This window comes from Martelella mediterranea DSM 17316, assembly GCF_002043005.1.
In the GTDB taxonomy this organism is placed as follows: Bacteria; Pseudomonadota; Alphaproteobacteria; order Rhizobiales; family Rhizobiaceae; genus Martelella; species Martelella mediterranea.
The window spans coordinates 202,081-219,874 of record NZ_CP020331.1 but is presented as its reverse complement, the minus strand read 5'-3'; the positions used below and the strand labels follow the sequence as shown (position 1 = coordinate 219,874).

At 62.7% G+C, this 17,794-nt stretch carries 15 protein-coding genes and 1 pseudogene; 5 read left to right on the top strand and 11 right to left on the bottom strand.

Features of this window, described 5'->3' with window-relative positions:
- Window positions 1–206 precede the first annotated feature (206 nt).
- Window positions 207–1,208, top strand: a complete 1,002-nt coding sequence (locus Mame_RS22750) for an alpha/beta hydrolase family protein (protein ID WP_018067284.1) — start codon at window positions 207–209, stop codon at window positions 1,206–1,208.
- A gap of 79 nt (window positions 1,209–1,287) precedes the next feature.
- Here the strand turns inward: Mame_RS22750 and Mame_RS22745 are convergent, their stop codons facing one another.
- The 4 genes from Mame_RS22745 to Mame_RS22730 form a co-directional block, all read right to left on the bottom strand.
- Complete coding sequence (locus tag Mame_RS22745; RefSeq protein WP_033411149.1) at window positions 1,288–2,352, bottom strand: ATP-binding protein; 1,065 nt, start codon at window positions 2,350–2,352, stop codon at window positions 1,288–1,290.
- Window positions 2,345–3,040 carry a response regulator gene (locus Mame_RS22740; protein WP_026173905.1) on the bottom strand — a complete coding sequence of 232 codons (696 nt, stop codon included), beginning with the start codon at window positions 3,038–3,040 and terminating at the stop codon, window positions 2,345–2,347. The genes Mame_RS22745 and Mame_RS22740 overlap by 8 nt, the downstream gene beginning before the upstream one ends.
- Before the next feature lie 80 nt (window positions 3,041–3,120).
- Entirely contained in the window at window positions 3,121–6,246 is a 3,126-nt protein-coding gene (locus Mame_RS22735) for a multidrug efflux RND transporter permease subunit (RefSeq protein WP_018067287.1), read from the bottom strand.
- Between the two features lie 74 nt (window positions 6,247–6,320).
- Complete coding sequence (locus Mame_RS22730; RefSeq protein ID WP_018067288.1) at window positions 6,321–7,475, bottom strand: efflux RND transporter periplasmic adaptor subunit; 1,155 nt, start codon at window positions 7,473–7,475, stop codon at window positions 6,321–6,323.
- 94 nt (window positions 7,476–7,569) lie between these two features.
- On the opposite strand from Mame_RS22730, the gene Mame_RS26885 reads away from it, so the two are divergent.
- A complete protein-coding gene (locus tag Mame_RS26885; RefSeq protein ID WP_018067289.1) occupies window positions 7,570–7,716 on the top strand; it encodes a hypothetical protein in 147 nt (48 codons plus the stop codon).
- 183 nt (window positions 7,717–7,899) lie between these two features.
- On the opposite strand, the gene Mame_RS22725 is transcribed toward Mame_RS26885, so the two are convergent.
- Window positions 7,900–8,820: a LysR family transcriptional regulator gene (locus Mame_RS22725; RefSeq protein ID WP_210162295.1), complete on the bottom strand. Its 921-nt coding sequence runs from the start codon at window positions 8,818–8,820 to the stop codon at window positions 7,900–7,902.
- 74 nt (window positions 8,821–8,894) lie between these two features.
- On the opposite strand from Mame_RS22725, the gene Mame_RS22720 reads away from it, so the two are divergent.
- Both Mame_RS22720 and Mame_RS22715 read left to right on the top strand, forming a co-directional pair.
- A complete protein-coding gene (locus tag Mame_RS22720; RefSeq protein WP_018067291.1) occupies window positions 8,895–9,377 on the top strand; it encodes a DMT family transporter in 483 nt (160 codons plus the stop codon).
- Window positions 9,378–10,148: 771 nt separating this feature from the next.
- Window positions 10,149–10,757: pseudogene (locus tag Mame_RS22715) on the top strand (GH36-type glycosyl hydrolase domain-containing protein); the annotation flags it as partial.
- Here Mame_RS22715 and Mame_RS22710 read toward each other — a convergent pair.
- The 3 genes from Mame_RS22710 to Mame_RS22700 form a co-directional block, all read right to left on the bottom strand.
- A complete protein-coding gene (locus Mame_RS22710) occupies window positions 10,745–11,359 on the bottom strand; it encodes an NADPH-dependent F420 reductase (protein WP_412768654.1) in 615 nt (204 codons plus the stop codon). The pseudogene Mame_RS22715 and the gene Mame_RS22710 overlap by 13 nt on opposite strands.
- A 93-nt stretch (window positions 11,360–11,452) precedes the next feature.
- Window positions 11,453–12,145, bottom strand: coding sequence for an MDR/zinc-dependent alcohol dehydrogenase-like family protein (locus Mame_RS22705; RefSeq protein WP_026173908.1), 693 nt, complete (start codon window positions 12,143–12,145; stop codon window positions 11,453–11,455).
- On the bottom strand, window positions 12,085–12,468 hold the full coding sequence (locus tag Mame_RS22700; RefSeq protein ID WP_157624602.1) for an alcohol dehydrogenase catalytic domain-containing protein: 384 nt from the start codon (window positions 12,466–12,468) through the stop codon (window positions 12,085–12,087). The genes Mame_RS22705 and Mame_RS22700 overlap by 61 nt, the downstream gene beginning before the upstream one ends.
- 112 nt (window positions 12,469–12,580) lie before the next feature.
- Between Mame_RS22700 and Mame_RS22695 the strand changes: the two genes are divergently transcribed.
- A complete protein-coding gene (locus Mame_RS22695; protein ID WP_018067295.1) occupies window positions 12,581–13,153 on the top strand; it encodes a TetR/AcrR family transcriptional regulator in 573 nt (190 codons plus the stop codon).
- A 204-nt stretch (window positions 13,154–13,357) separates the two neighbouring features.
- Here the strand turns inward: Mame_RS22695 and Mame_RS27730 are convergent, their stop codons facing one another.
- The 3 genes from Mame_RS27730 to Mame_RS22685 form a co-directional block, all read right to left on the bottom strand.
- Entirely contained in the window at window positions 13,358–13,681 is a 324-nt protein-coding gene (locus tag Mame_RS27730; RefSeq protein ID WP_412768655.1) for a transcriptional regulator domain-containing protein, read from the bottom strand.
- 1,036 nt (window positions 13,682–14,717) lie between these two features.
- Entirely contained in the window at window positions 14,718–16,013 is a 1,296-nt protein-coding gene (locus Mame_RS22690; protein WP_018067088.1) for an HlyD family type I secretion periplasmic adaptor subunit, read from the bottom strand.
- Window position 16,014: 1 nt separating this feature from the next.
- Window positions 16,015–17,730, bottom strand: a complete 1,716-nt coding sequence (locus Mame_RS22685) for a type I secretion system permease/ATPase (protein WP_079921030.1) — start codon at window positions 17,728–17,730, stop codon at window positions 16,015–16,017.
- Between the last annotated feature and the right edge of the window lie 64 nt (window positions 17,731–17,794).

The window sequence follows — 17,794 nt, the reverse complement described above, 5'->3', positions numbered from 1 at the left end:
AAAGGAAGCAAAGATGAGACAGAAATCCGGGCAGCAGAAGCCGGGATATACATTCGTCGCGGTGCCCTGGGATAGCAGCCGGCATCCCATGCCGCCGCAGGATCGAGAACCGCCTCCATCTGGATTGATGGCTGTTTCAGCTTTGCATTCATTCCGCCATTTCCATACCTATAGCGTCAAATCGTGAGATATGGAGATCGAATCAATTGAGATGGCGCGCGGTTTGGACAACCGTTTTCGTTCTTGCAATCGCCGCGGGATTTATCCTCTGGCGACTGACTGATCATGACCTCGACCGTCGCGACAGCGAGCGCTTCGATTTCGTGTCCGCGGGCGAAACCGTGTCGGGGACGCTCTGGCTTCCCGACGGGGCGCCGAAGGCGGCGGTCGTGCTCGTCCATGGTGACGGCGCTCAGGATCGCACCTCGGCCGGCGGATACGCGCCGCTGATCAATACAATGCTCGATCAGGGCATCGCCGTGGCGTCGTGGGACAAGCCTGGCGTTGGTGCGTCTCAGGGAAACTGGCTGCGCCAGACCATGGAAGACCGCGCGGACGAAACGCGCGGTGCGCTCGAACGCCTGGCCCGGCGTTTCGTTGGTCTTGCGCGCGGCGCTGTCGGCTTTTCGCAGGCCGGCTGGGTCCTGCCGCAGCTTTCATCGGACGATGCGGATTTCATTGTGCTGATCGGCGCGGCCGTGTCCTGGCAGGATCAGGGGGACTACTATACGCGTACAAGACTTTTGCGCGAGGGGCTTGATCTACAGGCAATCGATCGGGCGATTGCGGCACAAAGCCTTAAAGACGAGCGCATCTTCGGGCCGGAAGCGGCCGACCCGCCCGCCGGGATGAGTGCCGACCGCTGGCAGTTCATCAGGATCAACCGAGACGCCGATGCGCGCGATGCGCTGGCCCGGCTCGATCTGCCTTTGCTCGCGATCTGGGGCGCGGCCGACCTGAATGTCGATCCCGCCCGCAATGCGGCGATCTTTCGCGCGCTGTTGGCCGGGCGGGACAAGGAGACCGAAATCATCATCTGGCCTACGGCCACGCACGGCCTTCTGAAAGCCTCGGCCTACAACTGGCAACTGACCGAAGAATGGTCATTGTTTGCAATGGTCCGGTTTTTCCTCGAAGGTCGGCATGCCTTTGCGCCCGGCGCGCTCGATACGGTAACCGAATGGATCCTCGCCAGAGACCAAGGCTGACCAGCGTCCGATCATGCGCCCCGCGTCAGGCCGGCATAGGCATCGGGATCGTTGAGATGATCTGACATCGGTAATCTCGCTAAAAAGGCAAATCCCGGCGGGGCAGCCGGATTTCGACGGCAAGGCCGGCGTTTTGGGAAGGCAGGATCAGCGCGTCGCCGCCATGCGCCTTGGCGATCGCCTTGACGATCGGCAGGCCGAGACCCGAACCGCCCCTTGCCCGGCCGCGCGACTCGTCCGCGCGCCAGAACCGCTCGAAAGCGCGCGCCCGGTTTTCAGCGGAAAGGCCGGGGCCGGTATCGGTGCAGCGGAAGAAGACATGCTTCGTGGAAACGCCCGTCTCCACGAGCACGGTGCTTCCCGGTGCATAACGGCAGCAGTTTTCGAGAAGCGCCACGAAGGCCTGCCGCAACCTTGCGCGATCGGCTGTCGTGACTGCGCGGCCCAGATGCCGGGTCGCGGCGATCCCGGCCTTCGCAAGCGCCTCCTCGAGCGAAGTCATTGCCGCCTCGGCCTCCTCCGCGAGGTCGAGACGCGCGACCTGCAGATCGAGCTGGCCGGCATTGCCCAGCGCCAGCGTGCGCAATTCCTCCACGATGGCCGACAGATCGTCCACATGTTCGATCAGCCGGGAATAAAGTTCCGGGCTGGGGGTGAAAGCGCCATCCGAAAGGCCCTGCAACCGCCCGCGCAGAATGGTGAGCGGGGTCCTGAGCTCATGCGCGATCGCCGAGTTGGAGTATTGCAGCTCGGTCTCCGCGCGTTGCAGCCGCTCCGCCATCTGGTTGAAATCGTCGACAAGATCGCCGGCCTCACCGAAATTGCCGCTGCGCAACGAGGCGCGCGCCGAAAAATCGCCCTCCGCGACCCTGCGCGCGGCTTCCGCAACCGATTTCAGCGGTTCCACGATCCGTCGTGCAAGAATCCAGCCGAGCAATGAGGCGGTGGATATGCCGATCCCCAGAAGCAGGCCCAAAGTGACGATATCGCCGGTGCGCAGAAAGTCATCGTCGGTGAATTCGGGATAGAGCCATTCATAGATGAAGAAGAAATACGCAATCAGCCCGAAATAGACGACGGCGAAGGCAAGCAGGGTCAGTGCGATCATCGCACGGACGATCCGGGAATTCAGGTTTCTACTCATCGATGCTGTCCAGCCGGTAGCCGACGCCGCGCACGGCAGTGAGCAAGCCCTCCGCTCCGGCGGCGGAAAGCTTGCGGCGCAGATTGCTGACATGGCTGTCCACCGTGCGGTCGAGCGCTTCGCTCTCCGGCATGCAGGCATCGACCAGTTCCGCGCGCTCGAACGCCCGGCGGGGGCTTGCGGCCATATGGGCGAGAATGCGGAACTCGGTCCGGGTCAGGTCGAGCGCCACCGATCCGGCGGGCGTTTCGACCGCCGCGCGATAGGCCTGCGGATCGACGGTCAACGGGCCGACGCGCAGCACCTCGGCGGCCCCGCGCCCCATGGTCCGGCGCAAAACGGCCTTGGCGCGGGCCACGATCTCGAGCGGGTTGAACGGTTTAACGACATAATCGTCAGCGCCGATGCGCAGCGCCTGCAGCTTGTCGAGATCCTCCGCAAGTGCTGTGACCATGATCACCGGCGTATCGCCGCGCCGGCGGATTGCCGCCAGCACCTCGTAGCCGTCCTGTCCGGGAAGCTTGATGTCGAGCACGACCAGATCGGGGCGCAAGCGCAGATGATGGGCAAGCCCGACGGTCCCGTCGCCTGCGGTGATGACCCGGAAGCCCTCGCGCGCCATATAGGTGCCGATGATTTCCGCAATCTCGGGTTCGTCTTCGATAATCAGGATCAGAGCATTGTTCATGGCCATGTCTTCGATCTTTGAAACGCGGTCCGGAGCGTTCCCCGTCCATCCTTTCGAATGACAGAGAACGCCAGAACTCATTACGCCGACGCGGCGGGTTCGGGTTTGTCGGCAACACCCGTCCTCCGTGATCCGCTGAGCGTCAGTCGGCTGACTGTAACGTAGAGCACCGGCACGAAGAATACCGCAAGCGTCGTCGCCGACAGCATGCCGCCAAACACGCCGGTTCCGATTGCGTTCTGGATTTCGGAGCCGGCGCCATGCGCGAGCATCAATGGGACGACGCCGAGGATGAAGGCCAGCGACGTCATCACGATCGGCCGAAGCCGCAGCCGGGATGCCCGCAGCACGGCCCGATGGAGGCTCATCCCGTCATTTCTCAGGTGGCGGGCATATTCGACCAGAAGAATGGCGTTCTTGGCCGAAAGCCCGATAATGGTGATCAGGCCCACCTTGAAGAAGACGTCATTGTCCATGCCACGCAAAAGCACCGCCAGCACCGCGCCGAGCACGCCGAGCGGCACGACCAGCATCACCGAAAGCGGGATCGACCAGCTTTCATAAAGCGCCGCAAGCACGAGGAACACGATCAGCATCGAGGCGGCCAGCAGCATTGGCGTCTGCGTGGCGGATTGCCTTTCCTGCAGCGATTGCCCGGTCCACTCCACCGCGAAGCCACGCGGCAATTGTTGCGCCAGACGCTCCATCTCCGTCATTGCCACGCCGCTCGAAACGCCCGGCGCCGCCGAGCCCGAGATGTTCGCAGCCGGATAGCCGTTATAGCGTTGCACCTGCAGCGGCGTCGTTTCCCAGACCGGCTCGACCACTTCCGACAGCGACACCATGCCGCCATCGATGTTGCGCACCTTGAGATGCAGCACATCCTCGACATGCATCCTTGCGGGCGCATCGGCCTGCACGACCACCTGCTGAAGCTGCCCGTTATTGGGGAAGTCGTTGACATAGGTCGACCCGATCGCCGTCGAGATCATGTCGCTGATGGCCGAGAAGGACACCCCGAGCGCCAGCGCCTTCTGTCGATCGATCTTCAGCGCGATGCTCTGGCCATCGGGCAGCCCGTCCGCCATCACGCCGCTCACCAGCCTGCTTTCGGCGGCCAACGCGATCAACTGGTCCTCTGCCGCCTTCAGCGCCGCCGGTCCGGCATTGGCCCGATCCTCGAGCCTCAGCGCGAAGCCGGAGGTGGTGCCGAGCGATTCGATCGCCGGCGGTTTCATGATCATCGCCATGCCTTCGGGAATGTCGGCCATGGCGGCTTCCGCCGCGGCGATTTCCTGGTCCACAGTGGTGTCGCGGTCGCCCCAGTCCTTCAGGCTGGTAAAGGCCTGAGCGGCATTGGGGCCGGAGCCGGAAAAGCCGAAGCCGAGGATCACGAGGCTTTCGACGATATCGGGCCGTGTCGCGGTATGGGCCTCATAGGCCTTGACCACCGCGCGCGTGCGTTCGGCGGTGGCGCCTGCAGGAAGCTCGAACATCGCCATGAAGTTGCCCTGATCCTCTTCCGGCACGAACGATGTCGGTATCTTAGAATAGCCGTAACCGAGTGCCGCAAGCAGCGCGACATAGATGACCAGCATCCGCCCGCCGTGCCGCAGGACCCAGCCGACAGAGCCGGTGTAACGCTTCGCCAGCGCATCGAATCCTCTGTTGAACCACCCGAAAAAGCCGCCTTTGGCATGGGTCTTGGCGGGTTTCAGGATCGTGGCGCACAGCGCCGGCGTCAGCGTCAGCGCCAGGAAGGCGGAAAACAGGATCGACACCGCCATCGACAGGGTGAACTGGCGATAGATCGCGCCGACGGACCCGGCTGCCATGCCCATAGGAATAAAGACTGCCGCAAGCACCAGCGTGATGCCGACGATCGCGCCCGAAATCTCGCGCATCGCCTGACGGGTGGCGTCCCTCGGCGACAGGCCCTGCCGCGCCATGATGCGTTCGACATTCTCGACGACGACGATCGCGTCATCAACGATGATGCCGATGGCGAGCACCATGCCGAACATGGTCAGAACGTTGATTGAATAGCCGGCAAGCTGCATCACCGCAAATGTGCCCAGAAGCGCGATCGGCGCCACGATGGTCGGGATCAGCGTGTAGCGGATGTTCTGCAGGAACAGCAGGATCACCAGGAAGACCAGCACCATAGCCTCGATCAGCGTATGGACGACCTTGGTGATCGAGACCTTCACGAAGGGCGCGGTATTGTAGGAGATCGCGATCTCCATATCCTGCGGCATTGAGGGCCTCAGTTCCGCAAGGCGCTTTTCGATTGCGGCGGCCGTGCTGACGGCGTTGGCGCCGGGCCGCATCTGGATCGCGGCAGCAGCGGCCGGCTTGCCATTGCTGCTGACGCTGAAGGCCAGCGTCTGGGCGCCGAGCTCGACCCGCGCCACATCCGAAAGCAGAAGCCGCCCGCCATCGGCCTTGGCCCTGAGCGGTATCGCCGCGAATGCCTCCGGCGTGGTCAGCTGGCCATGGACCGTCAGCGGCGTCGAGACCTTCGTGCCCGGAACCGTCGGTTCGTCGCCGACCCGGCCGGGCGAAACCTGCGCGTTTTCGCGGGTGATCGCCTCGGTCACATCGGCCATGGTCAGGTCGTAGGCCGCAAGCTTTGCCGGATCCACCCAGACGCGCATGGCCCGTGGCGAGCCGAACTGCTGGACGCGCCCGACGCCCGGCAGGCGCTTCAACTCCTCGCTCACATTGCGGGTCATATAATCGCCAAGGGCGAGTTCGTCGGTTTCGCCGCTGACCGACCGGAGCGTGAGCACCATCAGGAAGCCGGATTCGGCGGCCTCGACGCTGATGCCGCCGCGCCGGACCGCCTCGGGAAGCTGCGCTTCGGCATTCTTCAACCGGTTTTGAACATCCACTTGCGCCAGTTCCGCATCGGTTCCGGGCTTGAACGTCACCATGATGTTGGCGCCGCCGGTCGAGTCGGCGGTGGATTCGTAATAGAGCACGTTCTTGACGCTCGAGAGTTCCTTCTCGATGGGCCGAACGACGCTGTCATTGACCGTATCGACGCTCGCGCCGGTATAGGTCGCGAAGATGCTGATGCTTGGCGGCGCAATGTCCGGAAAGCGAGCCACCGGAAGCTTCGGAATGGCGACGAGACCGGCCAGCGCGATGAAGATCGCGATAACCCAGGCAAAGACCGGACGGTCGATAAAGAATTGTGGCATGATGTCTGACCTTCAAAGCAATTCCAGGTGCAGTGGATGCCGGTTCACCGTCCGGAATCGCGCAAAACAAAGAATTAGAGCGTATCGGCCGCCGTTGCGGTATCCTGCGGTACGCTCGCCGGGCGCACGCGCATTCCGTCCTGAACGCGATCCTGTCCGCGAATGACGATCATCTCGCCCGCTTTCAGCCCCGCGGTGACGACAAGGCGTCCGCCGATGGCCTCGCCGAGATCCACATTGCGCCGCTCGGCCCGGCCATCCGCTGTCACGACCACGAGCTGTGCCTCGCCGGCGCCATTGCGCACGACCGCTTCCTCCGGCACCAGCAGCGCATCGGGAAGGACGCCGCGCGGCAGGCGAACGCGGACATACATGCCGGGCAGAAGGCTAAGACCGGGGTTTTCCACCTCGACCCGGACCGCGGCATCCCCGGTTCCCGGATCGACCGTGACATCGGAAAGCGCCAGCCGGCCCAAGCGGGGATGCGGCTTGCCGTCCGCGTCGAGGATCTCCGCTGGCCCCAATCCCGCCTCGGCGGCAGACTGCACGCCATCCAGCTTCGTTGCCGGCAGGCGAAGATCGACATAGACACGGTCCAGTTCCTGCACCACGGCAAGTTCCGTTTGGCTGGAGGCAAGCGCGCCCTCATCGGCGACCGTGCGGCCGACATAGCCCTTGATCGGCGAGCGTATGGTGGCGAAATCGAGGTCGAGCTTGCGACGGCGCGCGACAGCCCGGGCTTCGGCAAGGTTCGCCTCTGCCGTGGTCAATTCGTTTTGCACCTGCTCGTAATTCTTGCGGCTGGTCACGTTTTCCGCCATCAGCGCCTTTGCCCGCGCCAGCCCCTGGCGGGCATGCGCCAGCGCCCCTTCCGCCCGCATCACCCCTGCCTGCGCCGTTTCGAGATCGGCCTCAAGCAGGGCAGAGTCGATTTCGAAGAGGATCTCGCCCGCCTCGACCTCGGTTCCGCCTTCAACAAGCCGCTTCTTGATGATGCCGGTGACCTGCGGCCGTATTTCGACCCGCCGATAGGCCGCCACGCGCCCGGGAAAGGCGTCGATCAGGACCACGCGCTCCGGCTTAAGAGTCAGCGTGGTGACCTGCGCGGCCCCTCCGGCATCGGCAGACGGTTCTTGCCGCTGCGAAACCGCCTCGTGGCGGCAAACCAGAAACAATGCGAGGGCGGCGACGCCAACGATAGCGGCGATAAATGAACGGCGGTGCGACATGAAAGGCGTCCGGACTGGTGTTATTCCCCCGCACCTGACATGCGCCTTTCGATGTTCGATCGAGAAATGATGGAGATTTGGCGGAGATCGACAAATGCCGGCGATCCCGCGCAAAGCGGAGGGCAAGCCGCCGGTTCAAAACGCAGCAACCTTCGCGCCCGGATGTGCGCTTTCAGGATGCCATGCAGGGATCGTTGAAAACGTGCTGGATCGCAACGGCGGCAGCACCTGCCATCAATAGAAGCTGGTATCATCCGACACGATTCGCGGACCCTGTTCACGCCTGAATGCGTCGCAAGGTCTCCAGCAACCGGCTTTTAGGACCGGCGTCCGGCGCTGACGCGGCAAAGGCCGGTCATTGCCGCCAGTCTGGCATCGTGATCGCGCCGTCCATATGGCGCACGATCAAGGGGACAGGGATCGCTTATCGCCCCAGTGATATCGCAACACCCGAAACGGCGTCGCGCAGCCAGATATGGGCGGGATCGCCGCCGCGCCGTTCATGCCAGACCTGCACGAAGGGAAAGGACGGGATCGTGAATGGCGGCTCGAAGATGATTAGGGTCGGATCACTTTCATAAGGAACAAGAGCGTTGCGCGCGACGGTGAGAACCAGGTCCGTCCCTTGGATCAGACGCGGCGCGTTTCCCCAATGCGGCAGCGTGACCGCGATGCGGCGCTGATGGCCGGCGGCGCGCAAGGCCGTATCGACTTCGGTGTTCGCGCCGTCCTTCATCGCCACGAGAACGTGGGGCCGCGAGAGATAGGCTTCCATATCAAGGCGCTCCTTGCCCGGCATGCTCTCCCGATCCGCAAGGCAGGCGAAATTCTCGCTGATCAGCGGCCCGGCTTCCAGCCGTTCGGGAAGATCGGGGAAGACCCCCAGGGCAAGATCGCATTCCCCGTCCAGCACCTGCCGCACCATGGCTTCCCGGCTCGATTGGTTGATCACCAGATCGATGCCCGGCGCCTCCAGCCGCAACAGCCTCGTCAACTCGGGAAGAATAACGGCGGAGCCGTAGTCCGACATGGCAAGGCGAAAGGTGCGCTTCTCCTTCGCGGGATCGAAGTCGCCCGGGCCGAAAACCACGCGCATCTGCCTGAGGGCCTCCTCCAGGACAGGCGCGATCTCGAGCGCCCGGGCGCTCGCGACGAGTTGCCCGCCGCGACGGATCAGCAAGGGATCATCGAAGAGCACACGCAGACGCGCGAGCGCATGGCTGACGGCGGGCTGGCTCATGTTCAGCCGGGCGGCCGCGCGCGACACATGACGCTCGGCCAAAAGGGCATCGAGAACCACGAGAAGATTGAGGTCGATGCCGCGAAGGTTATCCATGTGGTGCATATTGAGGATGATACATCGGAATTTCCATCGACCAAGCAAATAGTGCATCTGGGGCGCAACGGAGATTGTTCACCATGCAAACCAACGCACTGATCCTCATCATCGCCGCCATCATCACCGGCGCGGTCGTTCCGTTCCAGGCCGGCGCCAATGCGGCGCTGGGACGCGCGCTCGGCCATCCGCTGTGGGGCACGCTCGTTTCCCTCGCTGTCAGTTTCGCGTGCATCGTGCCCGTGATGCTGCTGACGAAGGTCCAGGCCCCGACGCTTGCGAACCTTGCCCAGGCGCCGCGCTGGATATGGATCGGCGGCATTGTCGGAGTCGTCTATATCACCGGCGCGCTCATGCTTGCGCCGAAGCTTGGCGCTGCCGGCTTCATCATGGCGGTCATTGCCGGGCAGATGCTGGCGTCGATCGTGATCGACCAGTGGGGCCTTGTCGGCCTGCCCCAAAAACCGGTCACCTGGTCGCGCCTTGCCGGTCTCGGCCTGATTGTTCTCGGGCTGATCGTGATGCAGTTGCAGGCGCTGGGACTGAAATCACCCGGCAGTTCGTAAAAAAGGCTCGAAGCACCCGCGGCAGCCAGTTCACATGCTTGCACCGGAGCGGATATCCGGCGCATAATGATCGTATGAAGTCTGCAGATTGTACCATCTGAATCCGCTTCCGCGCGTCGCCGCGAGAAGCCTCCGCGCCGGCCTTGCTCGTTGCGCTTGCCGGCGCTCGCTTGTTTGCGTCATCGCAAACGGGATATCGCCGCCACAGCGGCATGGACTTCCCGACCCGCGATCTTTACAGAAAGGCGATCGAGCAACTGGCGCGCGGATCGTCGCTCACCGAGCTTGAGGTCACAGAGAAAGCCCTTGACGCGGCCCGGCAATCGTCCTCGGATCAAACCGACGCGATCGAGGCGGCGCGCTCCGCCGATCCGGGCTATCACCTGATTTCCGAAGGCCGACCCGCGCTTGAACGCGCGATCGGCTTTCACCCGCCCGTGTGCCTCCGGCTCGGTCGCCTCAATGTCCGGCTCGGAATTGCCGGCTATGTCGGATCCAGCCTGATCGTCACCGCGGTGCTCATGGCCTTGTCGCTGATGCTATTGTCGCGGACGGGCCTTGAGACCGGTTGGCTGGTGATGTTCGCCGCCCTCGCATTTCTACCTGCCACCGAGGTGGCGACGGCCATCGTCAACCGGGCGATGAGCTGGTGTTTCGGCGCGACCATACTGCCCGGCCTCTCCCTCAGGCAGGGTATGCCGCCGACGCTGCGCACGCTCGTCGCCATACCCACGCTCCTGACCAGCGAAACGGATATTCTGGAACAGGTCGAACGGCAGGGGCGAGAGCGTCTGGCTCGGCTGGCTGCTGCTGGCCGCCATCGATCTCTGTGCTCCGCTCGCCGAAAACCGCGATCCGCAACGCCGCCATCTCTGGCGCGCCCATGCGGAAACGCTGCGCGAGGCCATCGAAACCCATGCCTGGGATGGAGAACGGTATGCCCGTGCAACCTTCGATGACGGCACATGGCTCGGCACCAGCGACAATCACGAGTGCCGGATCGATTCCATCGCGCACTCCTGGTCCATCCTGTCCGGCGCCGGCGATCCGGCACGTGCCGCCACCGCCATGGCTTCGCTCGAAAAACATCTCATCCGCCGCGACCACGGGCTGGCGCTGCTGTTCACCCCGCCTTTCGACGATGGGCCACGCGATCCCGGCTATATCAAGGGCTATCCGCCGGGCCTGCGCGAAAATGGTGGCCAGTACAGTCACGCGGCCATGTGCGCGATCATGGCCTTTGCCAAATCCGGCGCGGGCGACAAGGCGCACGACCTGTTTGCGCTTCTGAACCCTATCAACCATGCGCTGACCGCCGCCGAAGCCGACCGCTACAAGGTCGAGCCCTACGTCGTCGCCGCCGACGTCTATTCCGTCGCGCTGAACGTGCCGCCAATTTCCATTTGCCGACCTGCTGTCGCGAGCGGACCGATCGCTACGGATTGAAAGCCGATTTGCTCGATCAGCCCTGACACGGTCGAGACGGCGTCCGGGTCGTCGCCAGCGACGAACAGGACACGTCTGAAACCTGTCGGCACCGGTGCGAACATCGTTTCAAAAGGAAGCGTATTGAACGCTTTGACGACGCGAGCGGAGGGCGCCAACCGTGCAACGATCTCGCTTCCGGAATCGCCTTCAAGGTTATCGATCTGAATATCGGGGATGAGGCTCAGGATGATGTTCGTGGCATCGACGACGATACGCCCGCTCCAATCGATATCCTTGCGCAGAACGTCTCGGACGTTCCGCCAAGGCACGGCCAGAAGGATCATCTCGGCCTGATCGAGAAGGTCATCGACCGTGACCGGTTCGAGAGGCTGATCAAGCCCTCTCACAGTTTCAGCGAGGCTTTCCGGCCCGCGGCCATTCGTGATCAGGATTTGGTGGCCCGCCGCCGCAAGCTGCGTTCCAAGGGTGGTGCCGACCGTTCCTGCTCCTAAGATTCCAATTTTCATGATGCTTCTCCTGTAGTGCTTACTCACCGTCAGCCGATCGGGTGGATTTTGCGCCGGCGGGCGCGTTCATCCCTTCTGCAGGTCCGGTCCTTTCGACCGGCCGGCATGCAACGCCTGAGGCTATGGCCTGAAGAAGATGAAGCCGTCGCGGTTCGGTGCCTCCACGGCCGCAATAGCCTCCTGAACCTCGGCCAGACCGAAAACACCTCCGGTTTTGAAAAGGGACGGCATTTCGGAGGCGAGGTCGAATGCCGATCGAATGTCCTCGGCCTGATCCTCGCGAGAGAGTTCGGAGAACCATCTCGTGAACACCACTCCGCGGATGATGAGCTGACGGCCGACAATTTCCGGCGCACCGATACCGAGACTGGTGCCGCCAAGAGCGCCGTAGGTGACGATGGCCGCGTCATCAGACAACAGCGATGCGTATTCCCGGACCAGCGAACCGGAAACGCAATCGAGAACGCCAACGATCTTCTTTCCGCAGGCCAGGGACGTGACCTGCGCCTGCCAGTCCTCGTCCTCGCTCGCGGCGATTTGTGCGCCGTTCAGCTCTGCCATGCCACGAGTCGCGCTCGCCTTGCTGCGTGAGAGACCGATTGGCGCGAGGCCTTCCTTGGCCAACAGATGCAGCAGCAGACGCGCAACGACCGAGCCGGCTCCGGTGACGAGCACCGCACCATCGCGCAGCACCTCCTCGCTAGCCGACTTGCGCAAACCGCGCAGGATCATGCGCGCGGTGACATAATTGATCAGGAGTTGCGCTGCGATTTCATCGCTGAGGTTCCGCGGGGGGCAGGGATAGCCGCCCAAGCTGGGATCACGACGCTCTTCGCCCAGGATCCGGCGGCCGGAAACCCGATAACCCGATCGCCGATCTGGAGATCACCCTGACTTTCGGCCTCCGAGCCAAGGGCGCGAACGATGCCGACAGCCTCCGAACCGCGCCGAACATAGCCGACATCCTCTGGGATGTCTGGCTGCGTTCGGATCATCTGCAGATCTCCATGATGAACAGGTGCCAGCTTGACGTCGACCAGGGCTTCCCCTGGGCCGAGCTCGTTGTAGTCCTCGATATCCATGGGCTTCAGCACATCAGCCGGCTCCCCCAGGTCGTTCTGAACGACAGCCTTCATGGTCACTCCTTGTTCGCTTGCAATGTGCAATCCCATGCCTTTAATAATGACACATGACATCAAAAATAATGATGATGCATGACATCATTGTCAAGCCTCAGGGGAGTACGTGATGCGGGTGACCAAGGAAGTGGCGGCGGAGAACAGGAGGAAGATCCTCGAGACCGCGACGCAACTCTTCAAAGTGCATGGCTTCGACAACGTCTCCGTCGCGGACCTAACCAAGGTCGCCGGATTCACGCATGGCGGCTTCTACAATCACTTCGGATCAAAAGCCGATCTTGCAGCTGAAACGGTCCGATACGCGTTCGACAAGGCCTTGAGCGAAATCTCCAGAGACAATGCTGCGGGTGACACGATGCCCATGGCAGATCGGCTGGCAAACTACCTTTCGGCCGAACACCGCGACAACCCCGGGGAAGGTTGCCCAACTGGCAGTCTGCCCGTTGACGTGGGGCGCTCTGTTGCTGGAGCACAGCAGGCCTACGCAGATGGGCTTGAGCGCTACATAGAGCTGATCGAGGATGTGTTCCCCGCGAGCGAGAGTCATAGCCGCGAGGCGGCGATTGCCACCCTGTCGACGCTCGTTGGCGCGATCATTCTGTCGCGTGCAGTGCGGGAAGGCAACCCTGAGCTGTCGGATGAAATCCTGCGAGCCGCCTCTTTTCGTACCGAGCCTCGCTAAGGCAGGATCTAAGAGGTTCCCGAAGACGGAGTTGATCGGGAATATTCCTGAAGTCCTGCCCCGGTTTTCTGCCGCCCAGAAGCGGCGTGCGGCATGGGCGCGCAATTCGAGGAATTCGTCCATCGGAAGAGCGATGATGTAGAATGCCGTCGCATCAGGCAAGGATTCGGACAGCCAGAACTGGTGTTCGACGCCATCCGTCCGTCAAATACCGTGCCAGGCGTCGGCGGCGCGAGGCCGTCGAGATGGGCGAGAACGATGGCCGGCTGGCCGGTAGCCTCGTCCGGTCCGGCCGGCACCAGTTTGACGGCCTGCGGCTGAAATCGGGGGGACCAGAACAGTGGATCGTGCGGGAAACCGCAATCCCCACCGTCGTACGAAGTTTTCGAGCTCACTCCCATCCGAACGCCCGGTCCGGATCAGACGCTGAAAATCTCTTTGAGACTCGTCATTGCGACGAAGATACTCCCAGGCGAGACCGGAAGCACGAAGGTCTTTGCATGCCCGTGAGCCGCTGGCGTCTACCAATTAGCTCTAGTCATGGCGTGTCCTCCTCGCGGACGTGCGACACCACGCCCGATCCATGTGTTTCCACTGCGGATCAGTCAGCCAATAGAGGGAATAGCGCGATATGTTGTTCGGGAAACCCGAACACTTGTCGCTGCTCAGGTACATGGTTCTGTCATGGTTTTCGCGAGCCGGGCACAGCCCGGCGAGCGTCGGCCATGTGTTCGGGCATGGCCACAACGCCGATCCGCGACGCCGGATCGGCGGAAAACTGGGGAACCCTGAAAGCCTGAAACGCGCAAACGCGCCCGTCGCAAACTCGTCCGTCGCTCCCACTTCATGACGATCATCGCAGCCTGGGTGATCACAGTGCCCGCCGCAGCGCTTATGTCCGCCGCATGTTTCCTGCTGCTGCGCGCAATCGGGTTTTAGTGAGGCCCACGCGGCCCGATTGCAGCTGGTGAAGGATGACTTCAACATAGCGTTCGAGCAGAAGCCGGACTCGAATGACAGGTTTGAGGTCAACGTCAAGTGAACCGGTACGGCCGCAATGGGGGCGCTAAACCACTTTTGGAACTGTCAATTGGATAGTGGCGACGATCAGCGTCAGGTCTTGAAGGGATTTGGACCGTCGACCCATAATCTCGGTGTCACTGAAATGATGTATCCATATGATTTTGTCGGAGACAAGCCGTCTTGCGTCTCTCACAGTAAGACTTGATGAAACCTGTCCATTAAATGCACTATTTTCGCGTGGGGCGGGCCAATCCATCAACGATTTGTTGACCCTCAGCCGCGCGTTAGCCCGCGTTTGTGATCGCGACGATCGCATACTCGTCGACCTTGTCTGTGTGCACCAAACCGGATCGCTCAAGAAAACTTATCACCACCCGAATTTCTTCTGGGTTTCGGTACATACTATATTTGCGGAAACCAAAATCTAACGAAGCTAAGGACTTCTACAGCCTGAATAGGCAAACGTCATCAACTCCCGTTCTTTCAACGGCGAAACCTGCGACGGCAAAAAGCCTTCGGGGCTTCTGGATGGCGAGATAACTCACTCCTCCCTGAAGGCCTGATCGAGATAGTCGGTGAATGGCTTCAGCAGATACGAGGTTGGACTGCGGGCGCCGGTCTGGATGAAGGCCTCGACCGGCATGCCCGGCAGGATGCCGCGATCTTCCGCGGCGGCAAGCGATGCCGGGTCAAGGGCGACCTCGACGCGGAAATAGCGCTGGCCGGTCTCTTTGTCGGTAAGCGCATCGGCCGAGACGGTGCGTACATGACCGTCAAATTCCGGGGTCTCTCGATCATTGAAGTTTGGGAACTTGACCACAGCCGCCTGCCCGTCATGAACCCTGTCCACCTGGCCCGGTTCGACCTTGACCGTCAGGATTACCGGGACATTGGCTGGAAGAATCGCAGCAACCTCCGCGCCTGGCTGGATGACGCCGCCGATCGTAAATACGTTCAATCCGTAGACAACCCCATCCATTGGCGCGCTCAGTGACAGCCGGCGGTACTTCTGCTCGGCCACGTTCAATCGCTCTGCAATTTCCGCCGCCTGCGGCTGAAGCTCGCGATATTCGGTTTGCGCAGCCTCGCGCCGGTCGGCCGCAATCTTCAGCATCTCGACCTCGTAGCCGGCAAGCGCGCCGCGGGCCTCGGCAATAGATGCTTCCAGTCCGGCGATATCGCCTTCCAGCTCGGCCGCCTGCTGCTTCGTTGCCGTCAGCGGGCTCGCCTGTGACAGGCCGCGGTCGAGGAGACCTTGATAACGCTCCAGTTCTTCCTCGACGACGCCAAGCTGCTTGTTGAGCGCGGCGAGTTGCCGCAGCCGGCTCGCGATCATCGCGTCCGTCTGTTCCCGCTGCTTCTCGAGCTGACTCAGTGTCAGCGCCAGCGTCTCGCGCCGCGCGTCAAACAGGGAACGCTCGTCCTTCAGCACCAGCGTCAGGGCGTCGTCATCGGCGGCGGCTTCCGCGAGTTCCTCCCCGAAGTCGAGGCTTTCGTCGCCGCGCACTTCCGACGCCAACCGCGCAAGCCTTGCTTCTGCCTCGAAGGCTTGGCGCGACAGCATCTGGCGCTCGGCCAGCAGTTCGGTCTCCTCCAGCCGGATCAGCGGCTGCCCGGCAACGACGGACTCGCCGTCGCGGACGTTGATCTCGACAACCGTGCCGCCATCGCGATGCTGGATGACCTGCCGGCGGGCCTGAACCTCGACGACGCCGCTGGCAATCACCGCGCCGTTGATTTCCGTCGCAAAGCCCCAAAGCGCAAAGGCGCCGACGCCGATGGCGAGCGCAACAAAACCATTGCGCAGATAATGGTGGGCAGACCACTCGCCGCTCATCTCAATGCACCCCCTCGGCAAGCTGAGGCGAACGGACGAAGCGCTTCAGCACCTCGTCGCGCGGTCCGGCAGCGCGCACCCGACCGCCGTCGAGCAGCAGCACCTCATCACATTCGGCAAGCGCGGACGGGCGGTGGGACATGATGATCACAGCGCGGCCATCGGCCTTCGCGGTCGCGATCGCGCCGTTCAGCGCCTTGACGCCGGGATCGTCGAGACTGGCGTTCGGTTCGTCGAGCACCAGCACAACGGGATCTCCATAAAGCGCGCGCGCAAGTCCGATCCGCTGGCGCTGGCCGCCGGAAAGCCGGCTCTCGCCCTCGGTCAACACCGTATCATAACCTTCCGGAAGGGACAGGACCAGTTCATGCGCGCCCGCCTTTTGCGCCGCCAGCACGATTGCTTCCGGATCGGCGTCATCGGCGAATCGGGCGATGTTCTGTGCCACCGTTCCGGGAAACAGCATCACGGTCTGCGGCAGATAGCCGAGGAGGCCGCCAAGCACATCCGGCTCGTAATGCCGGATATCAGCGCCGCCCAGCCTGACCACGCCGCTTGCCGCTGGCCACAGCCCGGTGATGGCCTTTGCGAAGGTGGATTTGCCGGCAGCGCTTGGGCCTATCACCGCAAGCGCGGAGCCCGGTGAGACCTCTACGCTGACGCCGGAGAGAACCGGCTTCTTCTCGCCGGGCGGCACAACGGCGATCGCCTCCACCGAAAGCCTTCCTTCAGGCCGCGGCAACGGCATAGGCGCGCCTTGCGGAGGCACCGCATCGAGGAGCTTGCCAAGCGAACGCCAGGCCCGGCCGGTGCGCTGGAACGTCATCCACTGTCCGATCACCTGCTCGATGGGAGAGAGCGCGCGGCCGAGCAGGATCGATCCGGCAATCATCGCGCCGGCCGTCAGTTGCCCTTCAAGAACCAGAAGCGCGCCAAGCGCCAGTACTGTCGATTGCAGCAAAAGCCTGAAGGCCTTTGTCGAAGCGGTCAGCCCGCCGCCCTTGTCGGAAGCGGCAATCTGGGCGCGAAGGGCAGCGCCGCGCACCGCCTGCCACTGAGTCAAAAGCGGGCGCAGCATGCCGAGTGCACGCACGGTGTCGATCTGCTTGCGGGTGCGCTCCGTCGCGGCTTCCGCATCGCGCATCAGCCGCGCCGCCTCCGCATGGGCATCGCGGGTGAGCCGCTGATTGGCGAAGGCCAGAAGCGCAATGATGATGCCGCCTGCAAGACCGAGAACACCCATCCAGACATTGAAGGCAAACAGGATTGCCAGAAAGAACGGCGCCCAGGGCAGATCGAAGGCAGCCCCCGGCAGTGGCGAGGACAAGAACGTCTGTATGCTGGCAAGATCCCTCAGCCCGGCCGCCGGCTGTTCTCGGAAGCCTGGATGTTCCGCCTGTTTCAGCACCGCCCGGAACACCCGTTCATCGAGCCGGGCCTGAAAGCCCGCACCGACCCTCGAAAGCACACGCCCGCGCACATGATCGAGAAACCCCATCAGCGCAAACAGAAACACCACGATGGCGAACAGCACCAGAAGCGTCGCCGAGGAATGACTGGACAGCACACGGTCATAGACCTGCAGCATGAACAGCGGGCCCGTCAGCATCAAAAGGTTCACCACCGCGCTGAAAACAGCCACGCCAATGAGTGCGCCGCGTGAGAAGAGCAGCGCCTGGCGCAATTCAACGCGGCCTTTCGACAAAGCGCCGGTCATCGGCTGATTGGTCCGGCCACCCTAAAACGAAAAATACGCAAAACACTCATGACTGCCCCCGCCG